Origin of the sequence: Paenibacillus sp. AD87 (genome assembly GCF_001659845.1) — a bacterium.
Lineage (GTDB): Bacteria > Bacillota > Bacilli > Paenibacillales > Paenibacillaceae > Paenibacillus > Paenibacillus marchantiae.
In genome coordinates, this window is record NZ_LXQN01000007.1 from 1936426 (window position 1) to 1963014 (window position 26589).

Genomic DNA, 26589 nt, shown 5'->3' on the forward strand with positions numbered 1-26589 from the left:
AGGGAAATTATGGGTTCGTTTCGAGAAGAGGCTTCACTGAAGGAATTGTACAAGGATGCATTCCACATTGGAGCAGCAGTGAGTCCGAAGACGATTGACAGCCAGCGTTCATTGCTCTCCTATCACTTCAACAGTCTGACGGCAGAAAATGAAATGAAATTCTCCAGTGTGCATCCAAAGCAGGAACGGTATACGTTTGAGGATGCGGATGTCATCGCTTTCTTTGCCAGAGAGCAAGGCATGGCGCTTCGTGGTCACACGCTGGTCTGGCACAACCAGACTCCGGATTGGTTGTTTGAGAATGAAACTGGCGGACTGGTGGAGCGCAATGTATTGCTGGAGCGAATGAAGGCGCACATTGAGACCGTTGTTGGCAGATATAAGGACGTTATCTATGCTTGGGACGTTGTAAACGAGGTTATTTCCGATGATGCGGATGATGCAAATGCATTCCTGCGCCCATCCAAATGGCTGGATATCGCCGGAGAGGATTTTATTGCCAAAGCGTTTGAATTCGCGCATGAAGCAGATCCGCAAGCGTTGTTGTTCTACAACGATTATAACGAATCTGATCCACATAAGCGGGAACGCATCTATCGGCTCGTCCGTTCATTACTCGATCAAGGCGTGCCAATTCATGGCGTTGGTCTGCAGGCGCACTGGAATCTGTATGATCCGTCCTTGGATGATATGCGCGCAGCAATTGAGCGGTATGCGCAGCTTGGACTGCAGCTTCAGCTCACCGAACTGGATGTATCGGTATTTCGCTTTGAAGACAGACGTACAGATCTCGTTCAGCCATCGCAAGAGATGCTGGAATTGCAAGCCGAGCAATACGAATCCATCTTCCGCCTGCTCCACGAATATAAGGAGCATATTAGCGCTGTGACATTCTGGGGGGCTGCCGACGACTACACCTGGCTTGACAATTTCCCTGTTCGAGGGCGAAAAAACTGGCCATTCCTGTTCGATGAGTTGCATCGTCCAAAGGAAGCGTATCAGCGTGTTGCGCGAATCATTGTACCCAAGTGACATGAAACGGATCAATATCGATTCGTTTAACCCACAGCATCTCGAAGAGATACTTGGGAGTACATATCTATTGGAAGGAGCCATTTGTATGTCTGAATTACCTAAACCGCATCAACCTATAGTTACCCATATATTTACTGCTGATCCGTCAGCGCATGTATTCGAGGATCGTATTTATATTTATCCTTCCCATGATCTGGATCACGACGGTCCGGTGAATGACAATGGAGATCAGTACAAGATGGAGGATTATCATGTACTCTCTATGGCGGACATGAATTCAGCCGTGACGGACCATGGCGAAGCTCTGCATGTGAAGGATGTCCCTTGGGCGTCCAGTCAAATGTGGGCTCCGGATGCCGCATACAGAAAAGGCACCTATTATTTGTTTTTCCCGGCTCGGGACCATGATGGCATTTTCCGCATCGGCGTGGCTACATCGTCTTCACCGACAGGGCCGTTCAAACCGGAGGAGCAATATATTCAGGGCAGCTTCAGCATTGACCCCGCTGTGTTTGTAGACGATGATGAGCAGGCTTATATGTTCTTTGGCGGGTTGTGGGGGGGACAGTTGGAGAAATGGCAGACAGGAAGCTACGTGGAACATACGGAAGGCCCTGCTCCAGATGCTCCGGCGATCGGCCCAAAAGTTGTAAAGCTGAGTGAAGATATGCTCTCGATGGTGTCGGAGCCGCTGGAGTTATCCATCGTGGATCAGGATGGAAAGCTGCTGACCGCTGGGGATGAGGATCGCAGATATTTTGAAGGCCCTTGGATGCACAAATATAACGGGAAATATTATTTGTCCTACTCCACAGGAACAACGCACAAGCTGGTGTACGCCATTGGCGACAATCCGATGGGTCCGTTTACATTCCAAGGTACCATTTTGCCGCCAGTCATGGGCTGGACAACGCATCATTCGATTGTACAATTTCGGGAAAAGTGGTATTTGTTCTATCACGATTGTTCCCTTTCTGGCGGCGTCGATTACAAGCGCTGCGTAAAGTTTTCTGAGTTAACGTACAATCCGGATGGCACGATTCGCATGATTGATCCGTATCCAGACAAGTGAAATGGATGTGAATAGGACGGTAACCCGTATCCTTTTACCTATAACTGTAGATCCTGAAGAGCCCTAGAGTGAATACGCATTTCAGGGCAAGGATACGGTTTTCAAAGAGGAAAATGCTTAAAACTCCGTGCCAAAGCACGGAGTTTTCCAATATATGGGCAGATAGAATGGGATTAAACTAGCTGCTGCGAACCATTAAACCACACGGATTTGATCGACAAGGTATCCGAAATAGTAGTTGTTGGATCACCGTCCACGAGAATAAGATCTGCGCGCGCACCTTCGGTAATACGGCCGCGATCGTGGAGACCAAAGCAACGGGCTGGTTTCGAAGTAGCCGATTGAAGAGCTTCGATTGGAGTGAACCCGGCTTTCACCAGCAGTTGCATTTCGTGGTGGACACTTGCCCCATGAGCAAGGCCACCAAGGTTTGGAACGGGAACCGGCGCGACATCCGTCCCTACCAGAATATCAACTCCGGCTCGGTGAAGGTCCATCACATTTTTAAAGCTGTTCTCCATATTGCCTTGTGGGAACGTATTGAAGCTTGAGTTCAAAATATCAATCCAATCAGAATTTAATTTGGAATGAACACGCGGATCATTGGCCAATTCGGATGCCGGATTTCCGATAATCGACGAATTCAACACCAAGCACGGTGTAACAAAAGCGCCTGAAGCTGCTATGGATTTCACTAACTCGGAGGTGTACTCGGGTCTGTCGATAAACAAGTGGCCCAAACCGTCGACTCCAAAATCGATGGCTTGTTGCGATGAAAGAGCCGTCAAGACGTGGGCGATGACCAGCTTACCGGACTCGTGGGCTTCTGTCACGGCTGTTTTTAGAATCTCGTCACTTAATACAGGCAGTCCAGGTGCACCCATGACCGTACCTTCTTCAATCATGATCTTAATATAGTCGGCCCCATTCTCGACTTGGGTATGCACATGTTTAATCGCTTCTTCGACGGTTGTCACTTGCGGAATTTCATCGTGATCGTGAGCGTATGCGGCTAACATTGCTTCCCGATCTGCCTCCGATAACTTCTCTAGTTCCTTTAATACGAATTCGGGTATTTCATCTCCATCCGGCAATAATTCATCCGGATGGCCACCCGGAGCGGTGATTGCTGTGCCAGCAGAACGGACATCTGCGATGTCATTCACATTTTTTAACTGAATTTCGCGCCCTCGTTTAGTAAAATCACCGTTCATTTCGAGTTCAGTGGTAACACCGAATTTTAGAGCATCTCGTAATCCGCCGATGGAAGTGTGGACATGTGCATCAATCAGACCAGGCATTAGAGTCGCATTTTCTCCATCGATAATCGTTGCATCCGCCGGAAGGTCTCCACCGACTGAAACAATAGATTTCCCTTTAATGACAACATGTCTAGGCGCAATGATTTGCTCCCCATCAAAGATACGTACATTTGTAATCACTGTAACTTGTTCTAACGCAGCATTTTGAGTTACCTTCTCCATTTGAATTCCTCCCAAGTGTTTGTTTCTCGAACAATTCGAATCATAACTGTTAGTCTTCTAACTGTCAACGAGCTAATATTTTTTTGACAAGCCAATAGGATCGCTGTATAGTTTACTTACTTACAATTAGATTCCTAACAATCACAGGAGGAAAGATTATGAAATCCCGAAAGGAAACACCTTATCTGGATTTATTTCAGATTATCGGTCTTAAGTTAAAGAAAAGAGCGGACGAGAGTATAAAAGAGCTGGGCTTAAACGCTCAACAAGGAAAAGTAATCAATTATATTTACGAAAACCAAAATAGTCATATTATTCAAATGGATCTTGCAGATCGGTTTCATCTAAGTCGGGCCAGCATTACAAGTATGCTTCAAGCTCTAGAGCAAAAAGGGTTAATCGAGCGTAAAATCCCGGCCAATAATGAACGGCAAAAAAACATATACGTATTGCCAAAAGCGATTGAACTGATTGAAGACTTTCAAGACTCTTTCCAAAAGGTGGAGGAAGAAATCGTCCAAGTCCTTACCGACGAAGAGAAGCAAGTATTAAAGAAATTGTTGATCAAAATTAATGAGAATATATAAAGAAGGCACTTCCCTATGAAATGATGGCTGATTAAAAGGTTTTAGTCCCACTGAAAGTCCCTATTTAATTAGCCTAATTCCAAAAATCGCTTTATATGACTATCTATAACGAGTGAATCCGCTTCGTTTGCACCGATTCCAAAGCAGTGTCCCCACTTGGATTCTATGGGTTGAAAAACAGCATTCGACATATGTTGAACGTCATACCTACTATCCTCTGGAGTGAAAAACAAATCACTTGATCCCGGCATAACGAGTGCAGGAGAGGAGATTTTACGTAATGCCTGTTCGAAGTTGTAATCGTCCATGGGATTATCGCTAATGTCTCCACTTATCCCTGTACGTAACATGGCAATCAAGTCATTCGCATCAAAAGATAAAAATACTTGATCCCAGTATTCTTCTGCGTAATGTTTCAATGAGCTGTATCCCTCGGATTGATACAATTTCTCCAAATAGTATGAATTTGAAAATCCCCAAGGGGCATAAACTCTTCCCATCGCTGCGAGACCGTCAACAGGTGGTTGCTTGTAAAGTCCTCTTTCCCATTTTGAATCCGCTTGTAGTGCTGCGATCATACTCTGGAATACCAGTTGTGCAAGTGGCCTCGTTCTCGCCGTTCCACCAAATGGTGCAATACGTTCGACCATATCAGGATAACTTGTTCCCCATTGAAAAACTTGCATTGCGCCCAGAGACCAACCCACAACTAGCTTGATTTTGCTGATACCGAATTTTTCAGTCATGAGTTGATGTTGAGCACGTACATTGTCATACATAGAGATGAGAGGGAAATTGGATTTATCAAAAGGAGCGGGAGTATTACTGGGAGAGGACGATAATCCGTTACCCAACATATTGGGCACAATGATAAAATATCGATTGGGATCTAGTGCCTTGTTCTCTCCAATTAACCATTCATTATCGGTGTGAAGACCAGCAAACCAAGTCGGATACACAATAACATTGTTTTTTTCGGCATTTAAGGTACCGTAGGTCTTATATGCAATAAATGCTTGAGGGAGTTGCTGACCAGATTGAAGCAATATATCTCCAAGGGGATACGTTTCATAATCTTTCATTGATGGATGCTCCTTCATAACCAAATTAGTAATAACTTGATTTTCACTCTACAATACGCTTATCATCAATTCAACGAAACGTTTTTGAAGGTAACATTCAATTTTTTTGAACAAAGAAGGTGTTCGATTATGGAAATACGCCAACTAAAAACCTTTTGGACTCTGGCTTCTACATGCAGCTTTAGTCGGACTGCTGAACTATTGAGCTATGTACCATCTACCATAACCATGCAGATCAAATCCTTGGAAGAAGAGTTGGGCGTAAAATTGCTGGATCGACTAGGCAAAAATGTCATGTTAACGGATGCCGGCCAACAATTCTTGCCTTATGCTACTAAAATCCTGAACGATGTAGAAGAGGCCAAGTGTGTATCAAGTCAGCATGGGGAAACGACAGGAACAGTTACTATCGGGGCAGACGAAGTTCTTTGTGCATACTTTCTTCCTGCGTTGTTTAAACGTTTCCGTAAAGACTTTCCAGACGTTCGTCTTTTATTTCGTCCCTTGTCCGGACAAGAGCTTAAAAATAGCCTAAGAGAAGGACTTACAGATGTGATATTTGTATTGGACGAATTCGTTGGAGGCAGAGACCTTCATTCAGAATTTTTGAAAGATGAGTATTTTAAAATGGTGGTTTCTCCAGATCATATGTTAGTAACTCGCTCCTCATTGATCATTGATGACTTTCACAAACAGCATTTTTTATTGACTGAAAAAAACTGTTCTTATCGCACTCCTTTTAACCAGTCCTTATTGAAAAAAGGCGCCGATGCTTTGACAGAACTGGAGTTTCATAGTGTAGAAGCAATTAAACAATGTGCTGTGGCTGGTCTTGGTGTTGCATTGTTACCTGAGATGGCTTTGAAGGAAGAATTAAGAGAGGGAAGACTAGTTGCTTTACCATGGGATTTATCGGGTGTATCCTTTTCCGCACAGATGCTCTGGCATCGTGAGAAATGGATTTCTCCTTCAATGGCTGCCTTTATTGATATCGCAAAGAGTGAGTTAAAAACAGTGGGGTAAAAACATGGTCATCTAGAAAGTCGCTAAATTAGCGATTTTAGTTCCATGGCCCAACTTAACATGAGAAAAGCTGTATTTATTAGTAAGTGTTCATTTGGATCGTTTAACTAAGCCCGTGTATGGAACCGCTGATCAGTGGTTCCATACACGGGCTTTTGTTATCTTTAGTTACTGTTTTGAAATACAGATTAAGAATGAACTACAAAGATTAATTTTATCTCATTTTTTACTGGAAATGTTTGCGCTACCATTGAGAATACAAACGGAAGTTGAGTAAGGGAGAGGTGAGAATAGGTGGGAGGCATTACTTTTGATCATGTATTTAAGCGGTATAAAGGCGAATCCCGCCCTGCCGTCAACGACTTTCATTTAACGATTGATGAAGGGGAATTTCTTGTCCTGGTAGGACCATCTGGATGCGGAAAGTCAACAACGCTGCGGATGCTGGCCGGGTTAGAGGAAATCAGCAGCGGAGAGTTATACCTGGATGGGAAATTCATTAATTATGTCTCACCAAAAGACAGGGATATAGCCATGGTATTTCAGAATTATGCCCTCTATCCCAATCTGTCCGTGCTCGAGAACATTGCACTTGGTCTGAAATTGCGCAAGACTGCGAAACATGAGATTGATACCCGTGTTAAACGAGTAGCCTCGATACTGGAAATCTCGCACCTATTGGACCGCAAACCAAGTCAGTTATCTGGCGGCCAAAAGCAGCGTGTGGCCCTTGGTAGAGCTATTGCAAGAGAACCACAAGTATTTTTGATGGATGAACCCCTTTCCAATCTGGACGCCAAGCTTAGAGCACAGACACGTGCAGAGCTGATCAAGCTGCAGCAGGAACTAAGACGGACAACCGTTTATGTCACGCATGATCAGGTGGAAGCAATGACGATGGGATCACGTATTGTTGTGATGAAAGATGGTGTTATTCAACAAGTCGCCCCCCCAAGAAAGCTCTATGATGAACCTGCGAATGTTTTCGTAGCAGGCTTCATTGGTTCTCCGCAAATGAATTTCATTAAGGGCACGATCGAAGTGAGCGATGGGTTCTATTACTTCTCCAACAAACGGATGAGGCTACTGCTTCCAGAAAACTGTGTCTCTCGATTAGAACGAAAATTTGGAGCGGTTAGAAACGTTATTCTGGGCGTGAGGCCAGAACACATCTCTCTTCGCCGTGGACGTATCGATGATCCTTCATTCCTACCAGGTATTGTACAGATGACTGAGGAGACTGGAGCCGATTCTTATGTCTACATCCAGCTTGGACATATCAGGCTAATTGTTAGAACAGAACCAGTCACACGATATGAATCGGATGAGATCGTATCGGTTGGACTTCAAATGAACAAGATACATTTTTTTGATGAGACTACGGAACTTGTATTTGGGAGAGATGAAACATGAAGAAGCGTTCATTGCCCCGCTATCTTCGCTTTCCGATACAAATATTGATTGTTGCTGCCCTGGTTGTTGGCGTTATCCGGTGGATAACCTCCGAGGAACAGGTTGTTTACTCTGGTAGTGTGACAGCTGATCAGCTACTTCAATTCCAGCCAGCAGGCGATAAAATCCCTTATGCCATCCTGATGCAGGGAGTAAGCGAACTAGAACGTTCTGGAGAAAACGGGAATGAAATACGGATCAATCCTAGTCAATATGACACAGCAGAACCGATAACCAAACTCAGTCAATCGAAGGAAGACGGAAAAACCGTGCTCAACTGGCATAACGAAGCAGGATCAGTAGATTGGACGTTTCATGTACCGAAAGCTGGCTGGTATGAATTTCATTTGGATTACAAGCCCTTAATGGGCAGTAACAGTTCCGTGATTCGGGGAGTAATGATTGATGGCAGTTATCCCTTCGAGGAAGCGGAACGTGTTGAATTGGAACGGATGTGGAAGGATGCTAAGTATCCGTATGATCGCAACGAACTAGGTATGCAGGTAAGACCGCAACAGACGGAACTGAACGAATGGATAAGTAAAGCAGTATCAGATTATTCGGTTTCCTCCCGTCCGCTGTTGTTTCGACTGGAGCGAGGGGAACACACGCTAAGATTAGTGGGCGAACGGGGTGGAGTTGCATTGCAACAAATGTCATTCCAAAGTCAGGAGCATGTCATATCGTACGAGGAATATAAGGGGGCATATCCTTCAGTATCATCTGATGCTTCCGACTGGTACATGGTGAGGGAAACAGAGCAATTTGAACGCAAATCACATTTATCGATTCAAACAGATCATTGGGCAGAGCCCTACATATCACCAGATCCCAAGGGACGGATCACCTATAATGTGCTTGGTGGAAACCACTGGAACTTACCAGGTGAATGGGTAGAATGGGATATTGAAGTGCCAACAAACGGTTGGTACGAGATTGATCTAAAGAACTTCCAGAACTATCGTCCAGGATTTAAAGCTTATCGTACCATCTCCATTGACGGCAAGGTTCCTTTCGAGGAGATGCTGAACTACGCAATTGACTATCATAAGGAATTTGAAATTACGACCTTATCCAATGTTTCCAGGGAACCCTTTAAATTCTATCTTAAACAAGGAAAGCACTCTATACGCATGACCGCGGATTCAACAAAGATGCAGCCAATATTGATTGCACTTAAGGATACTTTGTTACAGATCGCCGCTTTTGACCGTGAGATGAGGTTGATTACCGGAAACTATAGCAAGAGCGCGTCCGATTCCAATATCGACTCAACGCGGACATGGGAAATGAAAAAGTACGATCCGGAAGTTGAGAACAAACTTCAAGCTATTACAGACCGGTTGAACATGATTCGCCTTTATACCAATTCGGTCAATGAGAGGGATTCGGATCTATCACAGGCTATTAAAGCTTCGGTTACCATTCTGGAGGAGATGCTGAGCGATGTGAACGAAATTCCAAGCAAAATCAAAGAATTCTCCACGATCCAGGCCAATATCGGGACATGGATGTCGACTCTGACCAAGCAACCGCTACTTCTCGATTATCTGGTTGTGCGGACACCGGATGCTAAGACAGGCCTCAAAGAGCCTACTGCACTCTCACGAATACCTTATTCGTTAGCGGACTTCTCACGTTCCTTCTATGTGGATTATGATCTCGGAGGGCAAGAAGAAGAAGGTGCGTTAACGATCTGGGTCGGACGAGGGCGGGATTATGTTGATTTATTGCGCGAACTGGTTAGCCAGGATTTCACGCCCAAGACAGGGATTGAAGTCAATATCAATCTTATGCCAAATCCAAACATGTTAATCCTTGGAAATGCAGCAGGAGAGGTTCCTGATATTGCACTTGGAGTAGGAGAATCAATACCGGCAGATTATGCCATGCGGAATGCTGTCGAGGATTTATCACAGTATCCAGGTTTTGATGACATGATGAATCAGTTCATACCGGGTGTTACCAGAGCTCTGATGTATGATGGTGGAACTTATGGATTGCCAGAAGTACAGAATTTTCAATTGTTGTTTTACCGCTCGGACATACTTGAAAGACTGGATTTAGAAGTGCCTGATACCTGGGACGATGTGTTTGATATCTTACCCACTCTGCAAGAGAATGGGATGACCATGAACGTACCAAAAGCTGATTATTCCACATTGTTTCTGGAACATGGTACCGACCCTTATACACAAGACGGTCTGAAATCTAATATATTCAGCGACACTGGACAACAAGCATTTAAATTATGGACCGAGATGTTTACAAAATACAATTTGCCAATTGATATCCCGGCTTTCTTTCAACACTTTCGGGATGGGGATATTCCGATTGGGATATCTGATTTTAACACCTATGTTCAGTTACAAGTAGCTGCGCCGGAAATTACAGGACATTGGAAGGTCGCTCCGTTACCTGGAATTAAGCAGGAAAATGGTGAGGTTGTGCGCTGGTCTCCTCAAGGCCTAACTGGTGCGATGATCATGAAAAAAAGCGAGCAGAAAGATAAAGCTTGGGAATTTCTGAAGTGGTGGACTTCAGGAGAAATACAATCTCGATATGCTGCGGATATGGAATCATTTTATGGTATTGAATATCGCTGGAATACAGCCAATGTAAAAGCGATGGACTCTCTAAACTGGCCTGCTGATGATTTGAAAGCTATTCGGGAACAAGCCAGTTGGGCGTTGAACATGCCGAATGTACCGGGATACTATTTCTTGGGCAGGGAGATGGATTTTGCATGGAATCGAACCGTATTTGACGGCATACCAGCGGATGAATCATTGGAAGAAGCGCATTTGTCCCTGCAGCGGGAGATGGACCGCAGACAGCGGAACTTCGGCATCATGGGCAGAAGTTTGAATATTCCACAGATTACAGAGCCCTACGTATGGGAGGACACAGAATCGTGAAAACAGAGGTTGTTCCAGTGTTACACCCAACTAAGCCACCTTCACCTTTTGTATCAAAGTGGATGCGTTTTCTAAGAGAGCTTAGAAAAGATGCTTTCTGTTATCTTTTTCTGGCACCGTTTCTAATTTGCTTTCTCGTATTTATCGTCATTCCTGTCGTGATGGCGGCCACACTTAGTTTTACATCTTATGATGGATTTGGAAGTTTGAATTTTATCGGTTTTGACAATTTCATCGCATTATTTACGCAAGATATTATTTTTTTGACCAAGGCACTTCCGAATACATTTCTGTTTGCATTAATTGTTGGGCCGGGTGGTTATATTCTATCGTTCTTCTTCGCTTGGCTGATACATCAACTGCCTCTGCGGGTCAGGGATTACTATACATTAGTGTTCTATGCACCCTCTATGGCTGGTGGGGTAGCATTGTCGGTCGTTTGGATTGCAGCGTTCAGTGGCGATAGGGTTGGGTATCTTAATAATTTTTTATTACAAATGGGCTGGATTGACTCTCAAATCACTTGGCTGCAAGATCCCAAGTATTTGCTTCCTATTATGATTATGGTCTCCTTATGGATGAGTTTCAGCGTAGGTTTTCTGGCGATGCTTGCCGGATTACAAACGGTCAATCGCGAGCTGTATGAAGCCGGCCGCATCGATGGCCTCTCCAATCGGCTTCAGGAAGTATTCTATATCACTATCCCTTCGATGAAGCCACAGATGTTGTTCAGTGCCGTCATGACCATCGTGTCTACACTGAAGGCAGGCAGTATTTCGACCCAGCTTACGGGTATGGCGGTGACTCCTCAGTATGCCGGTCATCTGATCATTAATCATGTCGATGATTATGCATTCATCCGGTTCGAACTTGGTTATGCTTCTGCAGTGTCGGTCATGCTGCTGTTGTTCAGCTATTTTGTGATGAGGTTTGCATATCGGCTGTTCAACTCGAAGGAGGAGCTGTAAGTATGATAGCCAAATTACGAAAGCTCCGCTCAGTATCATCTTTCGATGTCATTCTGATTTTGTTGTTTACTTGCCTGGCAGTATTTATGTCTCTGCCCATTGTATTTATTTTCAATCATGCCTTTAAACCACAAAATGAATTGTTTTTGTTTCCACCTCAATTCTTTGTACAACAGCCAACACTAAATAACTTTGAAACGTTGTTTCTTCACGCTACCAATGCCTTGGTACCGTTCACCCGTTACCTGTTTAACAGTATGGTTGTTGTGTCATTTACACTCATCAGTGTAATCATGGTCAGTACAATGGCAGGTTATGTATTGGCAAAATATCAGTTCCATTTCAAGAAACTCATTATGGGGATGATCACACTTTCCCTTATGTTCGCACCTGAAACTGTTTCCATTCCACGTTATCTGGTCATCAGCGCTCTTGGACTGAACAATACGTATTTCGGACACATCTTACCTTCACTTGCATCACCGGTGGCGGTGTTCATGCTGGTCGGATTTATTTCCCAAATTCCAAATGATCTGATGGAGGCTGCAAAGATTGACGGAGCCAGTCATTTCGGTATATTCAAACGAATTATTCTGCCTTTATCCGTTCCAGCCATTGCAACGATATCCATTCTTACTTTTCAAAATGTGTGGGGTGATGTCGAGACCTCAACTTTGTTCATGCAAAAAGAGGCGATGCGTACTTTACCGTTCTATGTGAATAGCCTGCTTAGTGGGCTGCAGAACAATGTCGCAGGACAGAATATGGCAGCAGCAGCCGGACTGCTCATTTTTATCCCGAATTTGATCATCTTCCTGCTCTTCCAACGCAAGGTATTGGAGACGATGGTCCATTCCGGTATTAAGTAAAGTCATCAGTAAAGGAAGTAGAGTCGCGATGAAAAAATGGTTATCAATGGCACTCATAGGCTTGATTGCGTTAACCGTTCTGCCGAAGGCAGCTTCAGCAAGTCTTCCGTACTGGACGGCTTATTATGACAGTAACCAGTCAAACTGGTTCCAGATTCAGCCGATTTACAGACCAGCAGGTGCCTATTCTGCCGACTTTGGGGAACCGGTAGACCTTGACGTAGCCTCAGACGACAAGGTCTACATCGCAGATAAGAAGCAGAACCGAATCGTAGTGTTAGATCAGGATGGTAGTCTGCTACGTACAATCGGTGAAGAAGAAGGATCAGGACAGTTGTCTTCACCTGAAGGTGTGTTTGTCACACCGGACAATGCAGTGTATGTTGCGGATTCAGGTAATCAGAGGATCGCGGTATTTGATCAAAACGGGGTGTTTCAGCGTGATTTCAAAAAACCGAATACACCATTAATGGGGTCCGAGCACTTTGTGCCCGTCAAGTTGATCGTTGATCGTCGTGGTGTCATGTACATACAACTGAATTCATCTTATCAAGGGCTTGTTCGGTTAAATCCCCAAGGTGAATTCATGGGTTACTTCGGTGCTAACAAAGCCGATCAATCCATGCTCAACTGGTTGAAGAAACTGGTTCTCAATAAAGATCAATTGGCCAAGGAAAAGGCTGCGCTTCCTAAACCGATTACGAATGTCTCGGTAGACAAAGACGGCTTTATCTATACTTCGACTGCTGGCGGTGAGGGGAAGGGAGCCATCCGTAAACTGAATGCAGGCGGCGTGGATATATTCAAGAATAAGACGTTAGAGAACGGTCACGGTATTGTTGATGCTGCGATTGATGCTGATGCATTTCTCTACAATATTGACCTTGACTCTATGCACATCAATATGTACGACCGTAATGGGGAAGCGATGTTTGAGTTTGGTCTTGTCAATAAAGATACGCAGCAGTATGGCATATTGGGTTATCCGACAGGCATTGGGGTGGACAGCAACCATGCGATCTGGATCTCGGACAGCGGTACGAATACCGTACACAAATATGTGCGTACTGATTTGGGAAGAGATGTGCTGAAAGCGCTAGCTTTGTATGCAGAAGGGAAATACGAGCAAAGCAAGCCTTACTGGGAAGCTGTCTACGCCCGTAACGATATGTATAACGGCACCTTTCAAGGTTTAGGAAAAGTGCTTCTACATGAAGGACGCAACGAGGATGCGTTGATGTTTATGAAGGCAGCCTTTGATACAGAAGGTTACTCCAAAGCTTTCTGGAAGCTGAGGTTAGACTGGTTGCAGAACCACTTTATGATCCTGATATATAGCCTAGTAGGGGGTGGACTCTTCCTCCATTTTGGTATACGCGGAATACGTTTATACCTGCGGAAGCGGCCGCTTTCTGAGCGCTTGCAGCAACCTTTCGCTGATTTGAAAAATTTCAGTTATGTGATGTTTCATCCATATGAAGGATTCTACCGGATCAAGGAAGCGAGAATTGCACCATGGATTACGATAGCCCTGCTGTCTCTCGTGCTGGCCATCAAATTATGCACAATCTACTGGACTGGGTTCCTCTTTCATCCAGTTGAACTCTCAGAAGTTAATTTACTAAAAGAGATGGGGTTCTTCATCCTACCATGGATCACCTGGATTGTTGCCAATTACTTAGTTTGCAGTGTCAAAGACGGTGAGGGTAAATTCAGAGAAGTAATTCAAGGAAGTGTGTATGCGCTATCACCATACGTATTCTTCTCAATTCCACTTCTGTTATTATCCAACATCGTCTCACTAGATGAATCGATCATCATTCATGCCATGAATATGGTGATGGTACTGTGGCTTCTCTCCATGTTCTTTGTGATGACACAAGTAATTCACAATTTTGAATTTGTGGAAACGATCAAAAACTCGGCCGTTACTGTGTTTGCGATTCTGACGATCTGGATGTTTGGCTTCATTATATTCGGATTGTCCTTTAATCTGTATGACTTTTTCTATGAGCTTTACAAAGAGGTGAACATCAATCTATAACACACTCAAACGAAAATGGAATAGGGTAGGATGGACCGCCGTTATTGTGCTGGTGCTTGGTCTGATGCTCATCGTGTTGGTTATAAAACCATGGCAGCAGAGTACAACGGAGATTTTTGCCGCTACTGGAATACAAGTGCTGATACCAGAGAAAGCTTCCCTCTATCAAGGTGAAAGATGGAAGCCTGCTGCACAAGCAGATGGTTATGCAATTGCGGTAGATAACGATCAGTACGCCCTGTATGTGAATCCGCTCAATACGCAAATCTACGTTCTGGACAAAAGAAGCGGATACCGTTGGACCAGCAATCCGACTGAAGTTGAGCTCGCGGATGAGAGCGTCAAGGGGCAACTGTTGGATAATTTGCAGTCTCCGTTTGTATTAACCCATGTACGTACGCAAGGAGCAGACCAAACGGTTAGGGAAACATTGAACAGTAAAGCGCCCGGTTTAGAGACGACGATGATCCGTGATATGAAAGGACTTCAAATTCAATACTGGTTTCCTGACAAACGCATTGGTTTTGCTATTCAATACGAATTAACGGAATCCGGATTAAAGGTCAAAGTGCCGGCAGCAGGAATCCGCGAAGAAGGAGATCACGTGTTGTTTTCAATGGATGTCCTGCCTCATTTCGGCGCTGCTATGGCTAATGAAGATGGATATTTATTTGTGCCTGATGGTCCAGGCGGACTGATCCGCTATGATACGGCAAAGGCAAGCCTTTCCAAAGGGTACATCCATCAGGTGTATGGCCAGGAACTGACCAATGCAGGGAATATCAATTTAATGGTTCAGAACAGAGAGAATATCGCTTATCCGGTATTTGGGTTGAAACGTGGAGATCATGCTTATGTCGCTGTCATGAGGAAGGGCGAGGATTCTGCTAATGTAGTCGCAATGGCACCTGGACAACGCTCATCCTTCTACAATGTGTACTCGAGTCAAATCTACCGAGAAGAGTATTTATACAGAATGAGTAGGTTGGCTACTCCAAGCAAGGCTATTCAGAAGCAAAAATTGGACCTGGACCGTGAGGTAGAGTACCGCTTTCTGAATGGGGAGCAAGCTTCTTATATCGGAATGGCGAGTGCTTACCGAGATTATTTACAAGAATCCGGCCAGTTGGGAGAAGCTTTGGAACCGGTAGAACATGTTCCCCTCTACCTGAAATTGATGGGCGGAAATTATGAAAAGGCTTTTGGAAGAGTGCAGTATGTTGCTACCACTACGTTTGATCAAGCGACTGAAATTGTAGAGCGGCTGCAACAGCAGGGTGTCGCTTCGCTTAAGACCATATTTTATGGCTGGCAGAACGAGGGCGATTACAACATGGAGAAGCGTTTCCCAATTGAGAGTTCGCTCGGAGGTGAGACTGGTGCTAAATCCTTTGTCGCCTCGATGAAGAAATCAGGTATTGATGTTGCTTTCCAAGAGGACTTTTTATGGGTGGACAGCGAGTCATCATTCTCTGGCAAAACAGACGCCATTCGCGGTATTGATGGTACGGCTTATAACATTGATGGGTGGTATCTTGCTAAACCAGTATATACGGCAGTAAGTGCAGCAAAAACAATTGACAAGTTAAAAGATATTGGAGTAAACGGGATCCATTACAGCGGATTGGGCGAGATTCTTGTGCATGACTATGAGTTGTCCGGCATCCGTACAAGAGAATATACGAAGACCGTATACAATGGTTTACTTGATTACACCCGTAAGGAGTTGGGATCGACCAGCGTTGAACGCGGCAATGCTTATGTGCTTGGCAGCACTGATTTCATTGACGGAATGGCATCCTCCTCTAGTTACGATTTCATGATCGATGAGACCGTTCCATTTTACCCAATCGCACTGCACGGCAACGTACCTTACACATTTGAAGCAGGAAATCTGCGCGATGATGAGGATACCGAATTTTTGAAGGCGATAGAATATGGAGCGCTGCCATCCTTTTTCGTCACTCATGATGATTCCCGGAAGTTGAAAAACACACCTGTATATGGTCTATACAGCAGCAGATTCGACAAGTGGGAAAGCCGCATTGTAGAGGAATACGGACGATTTGATAGCTTAAGTGATCTTTATTCGCTTAGGATTGTTGATCACGAACAAATAAGTGATGAACGTTATATGACCACGTATGAGAATGGAACTCGCGTCATTGTGGATTATGCAGCCAAGAGCTTCAAGGTGGAGAAAGGGGCTGCCCGATGAGCCAGTTGCAAGAACACAAGAAGAAGGCGCTTCAATACCAATTCAAGCGCTATGGCGTTGGTTTGCTTTTCATGCTGCCCTGGATGATCGGATTCAGTGTGTTCGTAGCTATACCCATCGGTTGGTCAATGTTCATGTCACTACACAAGGTGGCGGTGGTGCCGGGCGGATTTAAATATGACTGGATCGGCATTCAAAATTACCGGGATGCTTTCCTAAAGGACAATGTGTTCCCGATCGAGATGATCACCTATTTTCAGCAAATGTTGTTGATGGTTCCGATTATCGTTATCTTCGCTCTGCTTATTTCGCTGCTGCTGAATCAGAAGTTTCCCGGAAGATTCATCTATCGCGCTTTATTCTTTTTACCTGTCATCTTCGCCACTGGTCAGGTGTTGTCGGAGCTGTTTACGCAGGGGGCAGGCGATATCCCCTTTCTGGATCAATACAATCTGGAACCGTTAGTGAAGCAATATGTCGGAGGCGAAATGGCGAAGATGATCATGGAAGTGCTGGGTCGCGTTGTCCTAATTCTCTGGTATTCGGGGGTACAGATCTTGATCTTTATCGCCGGATTTCAGACGATATCTCCATCTATTTATGAAGCAGTACGGATTGACGGTGCATCGCCTTGGGACAGCTTCTGGAAAATAACGCTACCTGCCAGCATTCCGTTTATAAGCCTTAATGTACTCTATACCATCATAGATCTCTTCACCTTCCCTCTCAATCCAGTGCTGAAGCATATTCGCGACAATATGTTCAAAGTGGATACCGGATACGGATATGCAAGTGCATTGGCTTGGATCTATTTCGGATTCATTTTTGTCCTGATCGCGATAGTACTCGGAATGTTCAGCCGCAGCATGCGCCAGAGGGGGAGAAGATCATGAAAGAAGAACTATGGTTTGATCGGGCCAAAAATAATGTAAGAGATCTGCTGTGGCGGAGAGAGTCGCAAAAGCTTAAAGCTCTGCTTATGGGCAGGAATTTGTCAGACGGGTTGTTAGCTAAACTGATCATTTATGTGCTGCTGTCTATTGTGGCGTATTTGTATCTACAGCCACTTCTCTACATGATCACCACGATGTTAAAGACGGTCAGTGACCTGTTGGACCCATCTGTGAAATGGATTCCCCGCGTCGTTACATGGGAGAACTTGACAAAGGCTTACGAGGGCTTACAATACCCGGAAGCATTGCGGAATACGGCGGTGATTGCTCTTACTTGTTCACTTGTTCAGGTGCTGATCTGTTCTATGACCGGATACGCACTTGCACGGCTGGCTATTCCCTTCAAAGGACTAATTACAGCACTGGTACTATTGACCTTTCTTATACCTCCACAGGTCATCATTATTCCGCTGTATGTTATTTTCAGCAAGTTAGGACTGCTAAATTCGTTGTTTGTATTCCTGGTACCTGCGATCTTCGGCCAGGGTTTAAAGGGAGCACTGTTTATTCTCATATTCCGCCAATTCTTCAAATCCCAGCCCCCTAGCCTTGAAGAAGCGGCAAAGCTTGACGGTGCATCTGCAGCCCGACTTTACTTCCGAATTATGCTGCCACTGGCTCAGTCCGCCTGTCTCGTCGTCTTTCTCTTTTCCTTCATCTGGTATTGGAACATGTATTATGAACCATCCATGTTTTTGGCCAAGGGATTCACACCGTTGTCGATACGTCTGGACAATCTGGAAGAAGTATTGAATCCCTCTCTGCTCAGCAGCCAGGAGTCGGTTAATAACCCGGTTACGGAAGGAACCAAAATGGCAGCGGCATTCCTCATTATTTTCCCGCCGATGTTGATTTTCATGTTCCTCCAGCGCTGGTTCATCACCGGAATTGAACGAACTGGAATTGTAGAGTAGATCACTACTGGGGAGATAAAGTGATTTTTGACTTCATTGGAAAGGGGGAATGCTGGCCGCTAGTGGCTGTGGACGGTCTGTATCTCTGAAGAAAAGAACACAAATAAGATCACAATGGGGAGGGAAAAGCTTGAAAAAGAAGCGGTTAGGAACATCAATATTGGCTGCAGTCTTGTCTCTGACATTTATGTTGGCGGGATGCAGTGGAAATTCAGGGACTAGCGGGAATAAGGAGAGTTCACCTCCAGCAGGGAATGACACTGTAGTAACGGAGACGGGTCAGGATGGGGATAGGGAGCCGGTTACGTTGAAGTTCATTTCCTGGAAAGAGGGCACTTATGACGAGTTATATGAACTCTTCCATCAGAAATATCCTTGGATAACCATTGAGCAAATTCCGGTCAATAAGCAACCGATCATGGAAATCATTGCATCACTTGAAGCGGCCGGCACGCCTGCCGATGTGACCGAGATCGATACCGATTTGGTGGCTTTTGAGCAGGGGGGTCTCATTGAAGATTTAACACCTTACATTGAGGAAAGCGAAATATTCCAGAATGCGAAATTTCCTGAGGGTTTCTTGGACACCATGACGTTCAACAGCAAAAGGCTGGCGATACCGATGGTTGATGTACCGATGTGGATCTTGGTGAACAAAGATTTACTTGCCAAGCATGGCGTCGATATGCCCTCTAATGATTGGAACTACGATGATTTCCGGAATATTGCTAAGCAGATTACCGATTCGAATGCAGGCGAGTATGGCGTGACTAGCCAACCAGAAATTCAAATGCGCATGCTCTCCAGTAAATCGATTGCGGATGGTTATGCTGCGAACCACCAATACATGAACGAAGATATGACACAAAGTTTGCTGAATACACCAGAGATCATGAACGAAGTGAAGTGGTTTCAGGAGCTGGTTACCAAGGATGGTTCCATGCAGAGCAACGCAGCCGCAGAAGCAGACGGAAATGTGACTAAGGATTTCATAAACGGTAAAACAGGTTTTGCAATTGGTGGCGACTGGGTACTTCCGACATTGAAGGAGAAGGCGCCTTTTCAATGGGATGTGCTTCCGTTCCCCAAAGGGAAAGTGAGCCAGCCGGGTTATTCCATTTATGGACCACTTGCCATGCTTGCGGGCTCCAAACAAAAGGAGGCGGCGTTCCTGTGGCTAAGCTTCCAATTCACGCCAGAAGCGCAGAAATGGAAGATTGACCAAGGGGCAAATGCGTCGGTTAACGATCCGGAAATTACCGCTTATTACGATGAAGCTCCAATATGGGAGGGGAAGAACATTGAAGCGGTAAAAATTGCACAACAAAATGCTAGAATCCAGTCAGGATTGACTGTCGTCGGATGGAGAGATTACAACTACAATAACCTCTTGAACGATATTATTTTTGGAGATCGAGATATTAACGATATTATTCCGGAAACCGAAGCCTGGAACAAAAAAACGCTAGAGTTACGCGAAAGTCTGAAGTAACCCGAAGGGGGAGTAATAACCGTTGGTCTTATGATCAGCGGTTATTCTACTTGATGTGATATAAGATAAAAGAGAGAACGAGATCGTTGAATTGACAGGAATTACTCCGCTTATACTTGAAGTAAGAATGAATGCTAGCTTACCAAATCATGTTATGGAGGGTACTCATATGATGCCAGATAGACAATTAGAACGGATGCTCGGGAAGTTAGTTCGATTTACCAAGACCATTGAACCGCTTATGTTTACCAAAGTGGATGAAGTGCCAATGAAAAAATACCATACAACAGAATCTCTATATACGATTCCAGACGAATCGAATTTTAAGGATTGCAAGAAGGGGGATATATGGGAAGGGGAAAAAACATACTGTTGGTTTAAAGGAAGCTACAAAGTACTCAGTAGTCTCGCCGGACAAAATTTATATTTGTATCCTCACATCGGAGGATATGAAATGATGATGTGGGTCGACGGTGTACCGTCTGGCATTTTCTGCTCGAAAATCATTGTGAACAGCCATGGTAACCATTACTGTGACATGTTAAAACAACAGGTAACAGGTGGCGAGAATATAGAGATCGCTTTGGAAGTCTATGCTCATCATGATTTTCCGGGTGTGGCACCTCTGGAAACTGAGAGTCAGGGTAACTTTACTTATGTGTATGAGAGCGTTGACATTTGTACCAAGAATGATGAAATTTGCGCATTTTATTTTGACTTAAAAACACTTAATCAAGTTGTTGCTAGATTGGACTCTAACAACTTCGTGAGAAGCAATATCGTTTCCCAACTGATCGAAGTGCATAAAGTATTGTACTACGATTACGACAATGTAGATTACGATACTTTTATGGGCGCTATACGAAAAGCACATCCGATCCTGCAAAAGTTACTAAAAAATCAAAATTCTATATCCGCACCAAGTGCCGGAATTATTGGACACTCTCACATGGATACAGCGTGGTTGTGGCATAAAGACGAGACATTGAAGAAATGTACTCGAACCTATGCCAATCAATTAAATCTGATGAAACAATACGATGAATATAAGTTTGTACAAAGTTCCGCATACCATACGGCAATGGTTCAGCGGCATTACCCTGAAGTATTTGAAGGGATCAAAGAACAGGTTATAAACGGCAGGTATGAACCCAATGGAGGGGTATGGATCGAAAGTGACTGTAATTTGCCTAATGGGGAATATTTAATCCGCCAATTTATTTGGGGACAACGATACACGCAGGAGAATTTTAATTACCGTTCGGATTGTTTCTGGTTACCGGATACGTTCGGCTATAGCGCTTCTTTGCCTCAAATTATGAAGGGCTGCGGAATAAAATATTTTTTGACAACGAAAATGGACTGGAATGATACGAATGTATTCCCGTATGACACCTTTATTTGGAAAGGACTAGACGGGTCGAGAATATTCGTACATTTTAATCGAACTCATATATGGCCTGATGCTGCAAGCTTGGTAGATTATGTTGCCGGGGGAGAGATGAGGGGAATTAAGGAAAAATCCGTTACAAACAAAAGGTTAATAGCCTATGGTTTTGGTGACGGTGGGGGAGGTCCACAATTTGAAATGATTGAAATGGCACGTCGTGTTCGGGATTTAGAAGGGATTCCTAAAGCAAATCACACTACAGTAAGCGAGTTCATGAAAGAACTCGAAGAAACTGCAATAGATCCGTCCATTTATAGCGGAGAATTATATTTGGAACTACACCGTGGAACATTAACCAGTCAACATAATATCAAAAGAAATAACAGGTTAGCTGAAATTTCATTAAGGAACCTAGAATATGTAACAGTAAGGGAAGCTATTAGGAAAAATACTATAGCCAGTGACGAGAAAATTCGTCCGCTGATGGAAGATATGCTAGTTAATCAATTTCATGATATTTTGCCAGGTACAAGTATCGCTCGTGTCCATGATGAATCCTTAGCTGAAACATCTGCAATCATTGAAAAATCGGCCGAGTACATTCAAGAATTGATTAAACCTAAGAACAAATCACTATCTAGAACGGTTATCAATACCTTATCTTTTGACCGGTGTGAAGTAGTGTATCTAGATTATACTGAAGGTTTAAAGGTGCAAGGAGATTATCTTCAACAAGTGACTGCCGACATTCACGGTAACAAGAAGCTAGCCGTAGAAGTCATGATTCCTGCTTTCTCTAGCATCGTATTAACACTGGAGGAAGGTGAGCCTGGAGGTGAAGCAGCGTTCGGTTTGGATGGGAATCAATTAGAAACGCCATTAATTAAAGTTACTTTTAATGATCAAGGTTATATTGAATCATTCTTTGACAAAAAAGCCAAGAGGGAACTCCGCGGTGAAGGCTATGCATTCAACACCTTCCTTATAGCTGAAGATGTACCAACTGCATGGGATAATTGGGATCTGGATGTGGATAGCCAGTATAAATTCGCGGATTCTGCTGCAATGATTTCAAGAGAATTGATTTCTAATGGTCCTATTGAAATACGTATTCGAAGCAAGTATCAAGTTACAGTGAAAACAACCATCATTCAGGATATGGTTTTCTATAGTGACAGTCTGCAAGTGAGGTTCGATACTTTGATTGATTGGCAAGACGAGCATCGTTTCTTGAAAACAGCTTTTGATACATCTATTTTTACAAATACTGCAAAACAGGAAATACAGTTTGGATATATTGAACGTCCAACAACAAGAAATAATTCTATGGAAAAAGCTAAATTTGAAGTGGTGAATCATAAATTTACGGATCTGTCCGAAGCAAGGTATGGAGCCGCCTTATTGAATGATTGTAAGTATGGAATCAGTGTGGAAAATTCAAGCATGCAACTCTCACTACATAAGGGAGGTAATCGTCCAGATCCTCGAGGGGATAAAGGCTTACATGAATGCAGTTATTCTTTCTTACCTCATGATGGTAGCTTTTGTGCGAAAAATGTTGTGCATCCTGCATATCAATTCAATATGAAGCCGCTTATTTTGGAAGGGGAATTTCAGCAAAACAGTCTTTTATCGATAGAGGCTGATAATATTCTCGTGGAAGCCATCAAACCGTTAGAGAATAATGATAGAGGATTTGTCATTCGAATGTATGAGGCAGAAGGAGCATATACAATCACCTCTTGGGATGTAAATATCTCTTTTGACAAAATGGAAATAACTAATATGTTGGAAGAAACGCTCGAAAGCCTGGATTCTAATATGGACCTTGTTTTCAAACCGTTTGAAATCAAGACCATTAAGGTGAGTTATTAAAATTTAAATAGATTTACAGAACGATAAATCCATCACTTGAGAAGCATTGTATTTTGTTTGACAGAAGGTGCATAGCCGAGAACCTTTTTATAAGCGCGGAAGAAAGATGAATAATCATGAAAACCTACGGCTGATGCTGCGGAATTGGCTGTTTGGCCCTGTGATATCAAGTTTTGCGCCATAATGACCCGTTTATGAATGACATAATTGCCAACCGTTGTGCCTGTTGCTCTCCGGAACATTTTGTTCAAATGATGTTTGCTGATGTAGAATGCAGCAGACAAATCGTCCAGCTTAATAGATTCGGTAATATGATCGTTTAGATAAGCTATGATTTTTGATACGGATTTAGTGGATGATGAAGATTCAGATGCCCCTTTGAGTGAATAGCTGCTTATCAATATTTGTGATAAAAGAGCTTCGAGACGCACGCGAAGCGACAATTCACGAATAGTTTCGTCAGCAAGTCTGGCGTCGATCAATTGTTTAAAAAAAGGAAACATAACCTGATTCCCATTATCCATGTAATAGATGTCAGCCGAACCGAAATCAGGATGGAACGGAGATAATAAGACTGACTGGTTTTCAAGAGGCAGAAAGCCAGGTACAAAATGTAGCGATATTCTCTCATAGGGAATGTCGCTTTCAATTTTGACCCCATGAAAAACGTGGGGAGCAATAAGCAGGAGGCTGTGGGGCTTGGGAACATAATTTTTGCCTTCTACAAGATAGCTCACATCACCGGCAACGAAATAGAACACCTCGTAGAAATTGTGACAGTGAAGAGCATATTGTTCAGTCTTCTTATGGTCTACAGCATGGTGAAGAATTAACGAGTCGGTATGGATATTGACAGTATTCATTCAGTCACCTCCTCCAATCGGTGTAAAGTTAGTCTAATAGATCGACGCTATATTTGCAATGTAATTGCTCCGATTTACAATGGAAAATCTACATGTCAGAACTATAATTAATTAATGTAGACACATTCCAAACGTAGAGAGGGAGCTGTTTTATGTGATTTTAGGTGCACAGTTGTACACAGTACGTTCTTTTCTTCAAACTGAAAAAGACATTAAACGTACATTGCAAAAAATTGCGGAGATGGGTTACACATCAATCCAGGTTTCTGCAATCGGTAAAAATCAAGCCGGAAACACTTAGAGCTATGTGCGACGAGTTATCGCTCCAAATTGCTCTGACGCATACGAGCCCTGAGCGGATATTGTATGAAACCGATCAAGTGATTGAGGAGCATAACATTCTTGGTTGCGATTATATCGGTATCGGAGCTATGCCGGATAAATATCGGTCACGGGATTGGTACGGATATTTCGCGAGTGACTTCCGGGAAGCGGCTCGGCGGATCGCCAGATCCGGAAAGCTATTCATGTATCACAACCATCATTTTGAGTTTGAGAAAACGGATGGCAAGCGTATGATCGAACGTCTTATCGAGGATTTCTCACCCGAGGAACTGGGAATTACTCTGGATACGTATTGGGTACATGCTGCCGGAGCTGACGTATGCGAATGGAGCGATAAATTAAAGGACCGCCTTCATTGCGTGCATTTGAAGGACATGGGTTCGGATAAGCAAATGGAACCGGTGATGGAAGGTAACATGAATTTCACAGGAATTTTGAAAGCGCTTGAAAATGCGAATACGAAATATTTGCTCGTAGAGCAGGACGTTTGTCAAACGAGTCCGTTCGATTGTTTGCAGACGAGCTACAACAATTTGGCTTCTCTTGGCTATCGCTAGAGGAAAAGGAGATCGATCATGAAAAAATTACGTATCGGTATTATCGGAATGGGAAATATGGGGTCGGACCATGCGAAAAAATTGATTAATGGCACCGTAACGGAGGTGGAGCTCACCACCGTATCAGACATGGATGAAAAGCGGATTACGGCTTCCAAGATGTATTTGCCGGAGACATTAGGCTATTTTAATAGCCCGGAAGAACTGATAGACAGTGGTCTTTGCGATGCTGTTATTATCGCTACGCCGCATTATGATCATCCAAGACTTGCGATACAAGCTTTCAGCAAAAGATTGCATGTCTTGTGCGAGAAGCCGGCCGGAGTCTATACAAAGCAGGTAAGAGAGATGAACGAGAAGGCGCAGGAAAGTGGCGTCGTTTTCTGTATGATGTTTAATCAGCGCACAAATCCAATGTACCGGAAAATGCGCGAGTTGGTGCAAGGTGGCGAGCTTGGGGCCATCAAACGGGTGAACTGGATCATTACTGACTGGTACAGAACTCAGGCTTATTATGATTCCGGGAGCTGGCGCGCAACTTGGGCTGGCGAAGGCGGTGGTGTGCTCATCAACCAATGCCCTCATAACATCGACTTGCTCCAATGGATCTGCGGCATGCCTTCGAAAGTACGTGCTTTTTGCCATGAAGGAAAGTGGCATGATATTGAGGTTGAAGATGATGTGACGGCGTATTTGGAATTTCCGAACGGTTCCACAGGCGTATTTGTAACCACAACCGCGGATTTACCAGGAACAAATCGTCTTGAGATTACGCTGGAGATGGGTAAGCTGGTCTGTGAACACGGTAAACTGACGCTGCATAAGCTCAGCCAGAACGAACGTGAATATTGTTTCGAATCGAAAGAGGGCTTTACATCGCCGTCGGTTGAAGTAACGGTTGTTCCAGCGGAAGGGGATAATAGCCAGCATATGGGGATCATCGCTTCATTTGCGAACGCGATCCTGGACGGAACACCCCTCATTGCGGACGGTGAGGAAGGCATCCATAGCTTAATGCTTTCGAACGCCATGCATTTGTCCAGTTGGACTGGCGAAACCGTTGAATTTCCAATTGACGAAGATTTGTATTTATCCGAGTTGAAGAAGCGGATCTCGACATCCAAACGAAAGATAGGGGAATCGGTACTATTTGATACAACAGGAAGTTTTGGTACATGAAATGGATGGAGAAAGAAATCTGATCGTTCGTAAATGCAGATGGAGGGGAGAATAACCCCTCCTTTTATTTGGCTGAAGAAGTACATCGTTTAAACTGGATGAGATATATAATTTCCATTTTTTTTACTAAAAAGAAGTGGGTATATTTAAACAGTGAACACGGGTGAATGCTTTTTTTGATATAGAAATCTTGAATGGATGGCGATATCCGTATTTCAGAAATGGAAGGGGAATAAATGAAGAGTTCCGTTTTCAGATTCCAGAGGTGG

At 43.9% G+C, this 26589-nt stretch carries 19 protein-coding genes; 16 read left to right on the forward strand and 3 right to left on the reverse strand.

All coding sequences use genetic code 11. The features are described from left to right. Nucleotides 1-9 precede the first annotated feature (9 nt). Together gpAD87_RS08805 and gpAD87_RS08810 are read left to right on the forward strand one after the other, a co-directional pair. The gene (locus tag gpAD87_RS08805; protein WP_064637588.1) at nt 10-1032 is read left to right on the forward strand and encodes an endo-1,4-beta-xylanase; all 1023 of its coding nucleotides are present in this window, start codon (nt 10-12) and stop codon (nt 1030-1032) included. Nucleotides 1033-1120: 88 nt separating this feature from the next. Next, nucleotides 1121-2107 (forward strand): glycoside hydrolase family 43 protein, encoded by a 987-nt coding sequence (locus gpAD87_RS08810; protein WP_064637590.1) that lies wholly within the window; start codon nt 1121-1123, stop codon nt 2105-2107. A 173-nt stretch (nt 2108-2280) separates the two neighbouring features. Here gpAD87_RS08810 and gpAD87_RS08815 read toward each other — a convergent pair whose 3' ends face one another. Continuing rightward, nucleotides 2281-3591: an amidohydrolase family protein gene (locus gpAD87_RS08815; protein WP_064637592.1), complete on the reverse strand. Its 1311-nt coding sequence runs from the start codon at nt 3589-3591 to the stop codon at nt 2281-2283. Nucleotides 3592-3749: 158 nt separating this feature from the next. Here gpAD87_RS08815 and gpAD87_RS08820 point away from each other — a divergent pair, with 158 nt between their 5' ends. Beyond that, nucleotides 3750-4178 (forward strand): MarR family winged helix-turn-helix transcriptional regulator, encoded by a 429-nt coding sequence (locus tag gpAD87_RS08820; protein ID WP_064637594.1) that lies wholly within the window; start codon nt 3750-3752, stop codon nt 4176-4178. Nucleotides 4179-4246: 68 nt separating this feature from the next. Here gpAD87_RS08820 and gpAD87_RS08825 read toward each other — a convergent pair whose 3' ends face one another. Next, the gene (locus gpAD87_RS08825) at nt 4247-5260 is read right to left on the reverse strand and encodes an alpha/beta fold hydrolase (RefSeq protein WP_064637596.1); all 1014 of its coding nucleotides are present in this window, start codon (nt 5258-5260) and stop codon (nt 4247-4249) included. A gap of 129 nt (nt 5261-5389) precedes the next feature. Between gpAD87_RS08825 and gpAD87_RS08830 the strand changes: the two genes are divergently transcribed. From gpAD87_RS08830 to gpAD87_RS08880, 11 genes are all read left to right on the forward strand, one after another. Further along, entirely contained in the window at nt 5390-6283 is an 894-nt protein-coding gene (locus gpAD87_RS08830; RefSeq protein ID WP_064637598.1) for a LysR family transcriptional regulator, read from the forward strand. 294 nt (nt 6284-6577) lie between these two features. Beyond that, entirely contained in the window at nt 6578-7696 is a 1119-nt protein-coding gene (locus tag gpAD87_RS08835; RefSeq protein WP_064637600.1) for an ABC transporter ATP-binding protein, read from the forward strand. Then, on the forward strand, nt 7693-10653 hold the full coding sequence (locus gpAD87_RS08840; RefSeq protein ID WP_064637601.1) for an extracellular solute-binding protein: 2961 nt from the start codon (nt 7693-7695) through the stop codon (nt 10651-10653). The genes gpAD87_RS08835 and gpAD87_RS08840 overlap by 4 nt, the downstream gene beginning before the upstream one ends. Next, the gene (locus tag gpAD87_RS08845) at nt 10650-11621 is read left to right on the forward strand and encodes a carbohydrate ABC transporter permease (protein ID WP_231952477.1); all 972 of its coding nucleotides are present in this window, start codon (nt 10650-10652) and stop codon (nt 11619-11621) included. The genes gpAD87_RS08840 and gpAD87_RS08845 overlap by 4 nt, the downstream gene beginning before the upstream one ends. A gap of 2 nt (nt 11622-11623) precedes the next feature. After that, on the forward strand, nt 11624-12490 hold the full coding sequence (locus gpAD87_RS08850; protein WP_064637603.1) for a carbohydrate ABC transporter permease: 867 nt from the start codon (nt 11624-11626) through the stop codon (nt 12488-12490). 28 nt (nt 12491-12518) lie between these two features. Further along, nucleotides 12519-14534, forward strand: coding sequence for a YIP1 family protein (locus tag gpAD87_RS08855; protein ID WP_064637605.1), 2016 nt, complete (start codon nt 12519-12521; stop codon nt 14532-14534). Between the two features lie 46 nt (nt 14535-14580). Beyond that, on the forward strand, nt 14581-16752 hold the full coding sequence (locus gpAD87_RS08860; protein ID WP_064637607.1) for a DUF5696 domain-containing protein: 2172 nt from the start codon (nt 14581-14583) through the stop codon (nt 16750-16752). After that, nucleotides 16749-17645, forward strand: coding sequence for a carbohydrate ABC transporter permease (locus gpAD87_RS08865; RefSeq protein ID WP_157258433.1), 897 nt, complete (start codon nt 16749-16751; stop codon nt 17643-17645). Before gpAD87_RS08860 ends, gpAD87_RS08865 begins: the two co-directional genes overlap by 4 nt. Continuing rightward, nucleotides 17642-18619, forward strand: a complete 978-nt coding sequence (locus tag gpAD87_RS08870; protein ID WP_064637608.1) for a carbohydrate ABC transporter permease — start codon at nt 17642-17644, stop codon at nt 18617-18619. The genes gpAD87_RS08865 and gpAD87_RS08870 overlap by 4 nt, the downstream gene beginning before the upstream one ends. A gap of 130 nt (nt 18620-18749) precedes the next feature. Beyond that, nucleotides 18750-20111 (forward strand): ABC transporter substrate-binding protein, encoded by a 1362-nt coding sequence (locus tag gpAD87_RS08875; protein ID WP_064637610.1) that lies wholly within the window; start codon nt 18750-18752, stop codon nt 20109-20111. 169 nt (nt 20112-20280) lie between these two features. Further along, a complete protein-coding gene (locus gpAD87_RS08880) occupies nt 20281-23376 on the forward strand; it encodes an alpha-mannosidase (protein WP_064637612.1) in 3096 nt (1031 codons plus the stop codon). A gap of 32 nt (nt 23377-23408) precedes the next feature. On the opposite strand, the gene gpAD87_RS08885 is transcribed toward gpAD87_RS08880, so the two are convergent. Then, entirely contained in the window at nt 23409-24239 is an 831-nt protein-coding gene (locus gpAD87_RS08885; RefSeq protein WP_064637613.1) for a helix-turn-helix transcriptional regulator, read from the reverse strand. 233 nt (nt 24240-24472) lie between these two features. Between gpAD87_RS08885 and gpAD87_RS08890 the strand changes: the two genes are divergently transcribed. Then, a complete protein-coding gene (locus tag gpAD87_RS08890) occupies nt 24473-25141 on the forward strand; it encodes a sugar phosphate isomerase/epimerase family protein (RefSeq protein ID WP_231952478.1) in 669 nt (222 codons plus the stop codon). Between the two features lie 18 nt (nt 25142-25159). After that, nucleotides 25160-26320, forward strand: coding sequence for a Gfo/Idh/MocA family protein (locus tag gpAD87_RS08895; protein WP_064637615.1), 1161 nt, complete (start codon nt 25160-25162; stop codon nt 26318-26320). Nucleotides 26321-26589: the final 269 nt, after the last annotated feature.

What these genes read in the sequence shown, in the direction of transcription:
- gpAD87_RS08820 (WP_064637594.1), top strand. Translation starts at nt 3,750, where the DNA reads ATGAAATCCCGAAAGGAAACACCTTATCTGGATTTATTTCAGATTATC.
- gpAD87_RS08870 (WP_064637608.1), top strand. Translation starts at nt 17,642, where the DNA reads ATGAAAGAAGAACTATGGTTTGATCGGGCCAAAAATAATGTAAGAGAT.
- gpAD87_RS08855 (WP_064637605.1), top strand. Translation starts at nt 12,519, where the DNA reads ATGAAAAAATGGTTATCAATGGCACTCATAGGCTTGATTGCGTTAACC.
- gpAD87_RS08825 (WP_064637596.1), bottom strand. Translation starts at nt 5,260, where the DNA reads ATGAAAGATTATGAAACGTATCCCCTTGGAGATATATTGCTTCAATCT.
- gpAD87_RS08840 (WP_064637601.1), top strand. Translation starts at nt 7,693, where the DNA reads ATGAAGAAGCGTTCATTGCCCCGCTATCTTCGCTTTCCGATACAAATA.
- gpAD87_RS08885 (WP_064637613.1), bottom strand. Translation starts at nt 24,239, where the DNA reads ATGAATACTGTCAATATCCATACCGACTCGTTAATTCTTCACCATGCT.
- gpAD87_RS08850 (WP_064637603.1), top strand. Translation starts at nt 11,624, where the DNA reads ATGATAGCCAAATTACGAAAGCTCCGCTCAGTATCATCTTTCGATGTC.
- gpAD87_RS08865 (WP_157258433.1), top strand. Translation starts at nt 16,749, where the DNA reads ATGAGCCAGTTGCAAGAACACAAGAAGAAGGCGCTTCAATACCAATTC.
- gpAD87_RS08815 (WP_064637592.1), bottom strand. Translation starts at nt 3,591, where the DNA reads ATGGAGAAGGTAACTCAAAATGCTGCGTTAGAACAAGTTACAGTGATT.
- gpAD87_RS08895 (WP_064637615.1), top strand. Translation starts at nt 25,160, where the DNA reads ATGAAAAAATTACGTATCGGTATTATCGGAATGGGAAATATGGGGTCG.
- gpAD87_RS08805 (WP_064637588.1), top strand. Translation starts at nt 10, where the DNA reads ATGGGTTCGTTTCGAGAAGAGGCTTCACTGAAGGAATTGTACAAGGAT.
- gpAD87_RS08830 (WP_064637598.1), top strand. Translation starts at nt 5,390, where the DNA reads ATGGAAATACGCCAACTAAAAACCTTTTGGACTCTGGCTTCTACATGC.
- gpAD87_RS08810 (WP_064637590.1), top strand. Translation starts at nt 1,121, where the DNA reads ATGTCTGAATTACCTAAACCGCATCAACCTATAGTTACCCATATATTT.
- gpAD87_RS08880 (WP_064637612.1), top strand. Translation starts at nt 20,281, where the DNA reads ATGATGCCAGATAGACAATTAGAACGGATGCTCGGGAAGTTAGTTCGA.